4 protein-coding genes are annotated in these 3875 nt (G+C 35.1%); all 4 read right to left on the bottom strand.

From position 1 onward, the window contains the following. A partial coding sequence (locus tag AA81_RS12920) for an RluA family pseudouridine synthase (RefSeq protein ID WP_103899269.1) occupies positions 1 to 777 on the bottom strand: 777 nt, incomplete at its 3' end. Positions 778 to 917: 140 nt separating this feature from the next. Beyond that, the gene (locus AA81_RS12915) at positions 918 to 1742 is read right to left on the bottom strand and encodes a carbohydrate ABC transporter permease (RefSeq protein WP_211286433.1); all 825 of its coding nucleotides are present in this window, start codon (positions 1740 to 1742) and stop codon (positions 918 to 920) included. Next, entirely contained in the window at positions 1735 to 2619 is an 885-nt protein-coding gene (locus AA81_RS12910; RefSeq protein WP_103899268.1) for a carbohydrate ABC transporter permease, read from the bottom strand. The genes AA81_RS12915 and AA81_RS12910 overlap by 8 nt, the downstream gene beginning before the upstream one ends. Positions 2620 to 2672: 53 nt before the next feature. Next, positions 2673 to 3875 (bottom strand): ABC transporter substrate-binding protein (locus tag AA81_RS12905; protein ID WP_103899267.1); only part of this gene is annotated, 1203 nt, incomplete at its 5' end.

Here is a 3875-nt window from a genome sequence, read left to right as displayed (position 1 = left end):
ACCATAATTCTTTCTTAAGAACTTGTTTCTCTTTTTATCTCCGTGATTATCATCCCCAGCAATGGGAAAACCTAAATCAGCAAATTGAACTCTTATTTGATGTTTTCTGCCTGTGTATAATTCAATCTCTACCAAAGAATATATATCCCCAAATAAATCGAATTTTTTCTTAAGCTGATATTTTAACTGGGCTGTTTTACCATAAACTGTAGAAACTAATTCGCCGTTTTTTTTATTTAAATTCCCTACTAATAAGGTTAAGTAATATTTTCTTGTTTCCCTACTTTTGATTAACTGTGTCAACTCACGAGCTGTTTGCTTGTTTTTTGCCACAACCATTACCCCGGACGTTAATTTGTCTAAACGATGTACCAAGTGAGGCTCAAATTCACCTCGTGAGTAGTGCATCACTCCCTCGATTATCGTTGCCATTTCTTCTTTAGATCCCGGATGTACAGATACTTTGGCGGGTTTGTTTATCACTAGAAGGTTTTTATCTTCATAGATAATATCAAAAGAGACTGGTCTTGCTTTTAAAGAAGGTTGAGCAGGTCTGGATATTTCTTCTAATTTATTTTCAGCCAGAATAATTTTAACGTTGTCTCCTATTTCTAAAATATAATTGTTCTTTTTGACCCTCTTTTCGTTGACTTTAACAAAACCTTTTCTTATCAAACTGTAAATAGCTCCCAACTTTATTTCGGGATAATTTTTTCTTATAAACGTGTCCAACCTAGAATAATAATTTTTTTCGTTGACTGTTGTTTCTTTTTCCAACCTTAAACGAGCCTCCCATAAATTAACCTTCTTGCCGAAAAAAAGAGAAAATTTTTAAGCAAAATCATATGCTTATTTATTATATCATCTTTTTGTTTTTTCTTGTGAAAAAAACAAGCTAGAAGTTCCAAAAATCAAAGTTATTTTCCACTTCCTGCAGTTAACCCTCTAACCAAATTGTTTTGAACAAGTAGTCCGAAGATTATCATGGGTATAACAGTGATTAACGCAGCAGCGCTCATTACCCCCCAATCAACATTCTTTTCACTTACAAACATATTCACAAGTACAGGCAGTGTTCTAGTTTCTTGGCCAGTTAAAATTAAGGCGAATAAAAATTCATTCCATGATACGAGTGCACATAATATTGAAGTTGCCGAAATTCCTGGCAATACTAAGGGAAGAACTATTTTTCTCAACGATTCAAATCTCGTACAACCATCTATCATAGCAGCTTCCTCTAGTGATTCAGGAATTTCAGAAAAAAATCCTTGCATCATCCACACCGCAAAAGGTACGCTGAAAAAAGAACTAGCCATGATAATAGGTATGTATGTTCCTGATAGATTTAGAATGCGAGAAATTAAGAAAAAAGGTAACACCATAACAATCGGAGGAGTCATACGTGCTAACAATATAATAAATGACAATAGACTTGCATGTTTCCATTTAAAACGAGCCAAACCATAAGCCGCTGGTATACCAAGGATTAGTGCTAAAATAGTGGAGGAGGCGGTGACTATAATACTATTTAAGAAGGCTCTTACGAATTCGGTGTTACTAAAAAAAATCTTATAATTCCTCAAAGTAAAATTTTCTGGGATCCACTTTGGTGGAATAGTGAACTGATCAATAGGTGTTTTAAAGGATGAAAAAAGAATCCACATAAGTGGATAAAGCGTCCAAATTAACGCTATAACTACTATTGTCATTGACAATACTTTTATAATTTTACTTTTACTCATTATTATCCCACCCTAGTATTTTCATATAGATTAAAGTAAAAACAATCGCTAAGAAAAATGAGATCAGATTAATCGCTGACGAATATCCCATTTGGTATGATTGAAATGCAGTCCTATAGCCATAAAAAGATAGAGTTTCTGTAGCAGAACCTGGTCCACCACCCGTCATGATGAAAATTGTGTCAAATACCCTTAAAGACGTTAATGTCCTGATTACAATAGCAACCATGATTGAGGGTCGTAGTAAAGGTAAAGTTATGTAAAAAAATCTTTGAATAGCCGAAGCTCCGTCTACATATGCAGCTTCGTACGGTTCTTGTGGCAAAGCTTTTAAACCAGCTAATAAAACTAAAGTAACAAAAGGGGTATATTCCCAAACATCCGCTAATATTACCATGAACATAGCAGAGTTTGGATTTGCTAACAATGGATTTTCTGCTATAGAACTAAATCCTATGTTCATTAAAAGTTGTGGTAAAGGACCATAATCATTATTTAAAACAAATTTCCATGCGAATCCAACTACCACGGGAGCAATCATGAAAGGAATCAAAATTATCGATTGAACAACTTTCCAACCTTTAAATTCTGTGTTTAGGGAAAGGGCTATTATAAAACCAAATATTAGTTCCAATAGAACTGAAACTATAACAAAGTAGAAAGTTCTTCCCATTGTCTCCCAGGTAAAAGAGTCTCTAAAAGCTCTTATATAATTTTGTAAACCTACAAACCTTACTCCTAAATCCGGTCTTAAAAGATTCCAATTAAAGAAAGAAATGACTACAGTATATACAATAGGAATCAAAAAAATCGATATTATGAAAATAAGTGCGGGTAAAACATATCCTAAATTATTTAATTTGTTCTTCGGTTGCAATCAACAAAACCTCCTTTAGAGTAAAGCCCCGTTTTAGCGGGGCTTTCTTGGATTCAATAATAACCATGGTCTTTCAAAAGTCGGAAAACACCATCAGCAGCTTCATTCAAAGCTTCTTCAGCTGTTTTTGAACCGCTTAGATATTCAGACACAGCAGGGGCTATATAATCATTTACTATAGAATTTCCTTCCGGAATGAGTGGGACCATAGGCGTTGGGATAGAATTTTCCATTGCTTTAGAAAAGCCATCCAACCACGGAAATTCTTCTCTCAATGCTGGATCATTTATAGACGAAAAACGTGCTGGAATGTTACCGTAAGGAGCAGCTTTTACTTCATTTTGTGTTTCAGTCACAAACTTTATCCATTCTAAGGCTTCTTCTTTATTTTTACTTGCAGAGCTGATAGTAAACCCCCATGAAATATATAGCATTGGTAATTTTTCATCTTTCAATTCTTCCGGTCTTGGGAATCCGACAAAAGATGATTTGCCAACAACTTTTGAAGTTTCTGGATCTTCTGTGTAAAGCATAGCTGTCGTCCATAGTTCAGCCATAGCGCTTCTTCCTTGAGTAAATTCTGTCAAAGCATCCTGAAATACATAGGTTTTTGCAGCAGGGTTTGCGTATTCAAACATTTCTCCAACTTCTTCCAAAGCTTCAATACCTTCTTTGGAATTGAAAACAGGTTTCATTTCATCATTTAAAAGACTTCCTCCTCTTGCCCATAATCTTTGCAGGAAATGAGTAGCAAGAAATATACTTCTTTGGCCCATGAGAGTTATACCGTATAATTCTGGAGGTCTATAGAAAAATTCGGCTATATCTTTATATTCTTCCAACGTTTGGGGTGGGGCTAGTTCATACCCGTACTTTTCTTTAAAAGCCGCTTTCTCCTTAGGATCATTGAACAAATCAGTCCTGTAAACTACGCCACCCAACTCATTCATATACGGTATGAAATACAGATTCCCATTTTGCCAGGCATTTTCGATACCAGAAACATCTTCTAAATTTAACTCTTCGTATCCTTCGATCTTGTTTATGGGGTATATATATCCGGCAGTTGCTAAAGCGGGATACCAAAGCATTGAAACATAAGGTACATCAAAATCGACTCTTCCAGAGGTAAAGGTTAACATCAGCTGATCAAAATAATTTGCATAAGGGAATTGCTGAATAGTTGCCTTTATCCCTGTTTCTTTTTGAAAATCATCCATAACTGTTTTCCACGCCTCAGTGTGTATACCTACTTC

This window comes from Petrotoga halophila DSM 16923 (genome assembly GCF_002924615.1).
The sequence above is the reverse complement of the archived record's forward strand: the minus strand, read 5'-3'. Positions and strand labels throughout refer to the sequence as shown.

Excerpts from the sequence above, each read along its gene's own strand:
- AA81_RS12915 (WP_211286433.1), bottom strand. The coding sequence starts at position 1,742 with ATGAGTAAAAGTAAAATTATAAAAGTATTGTCAATGACAATAGTAGTT.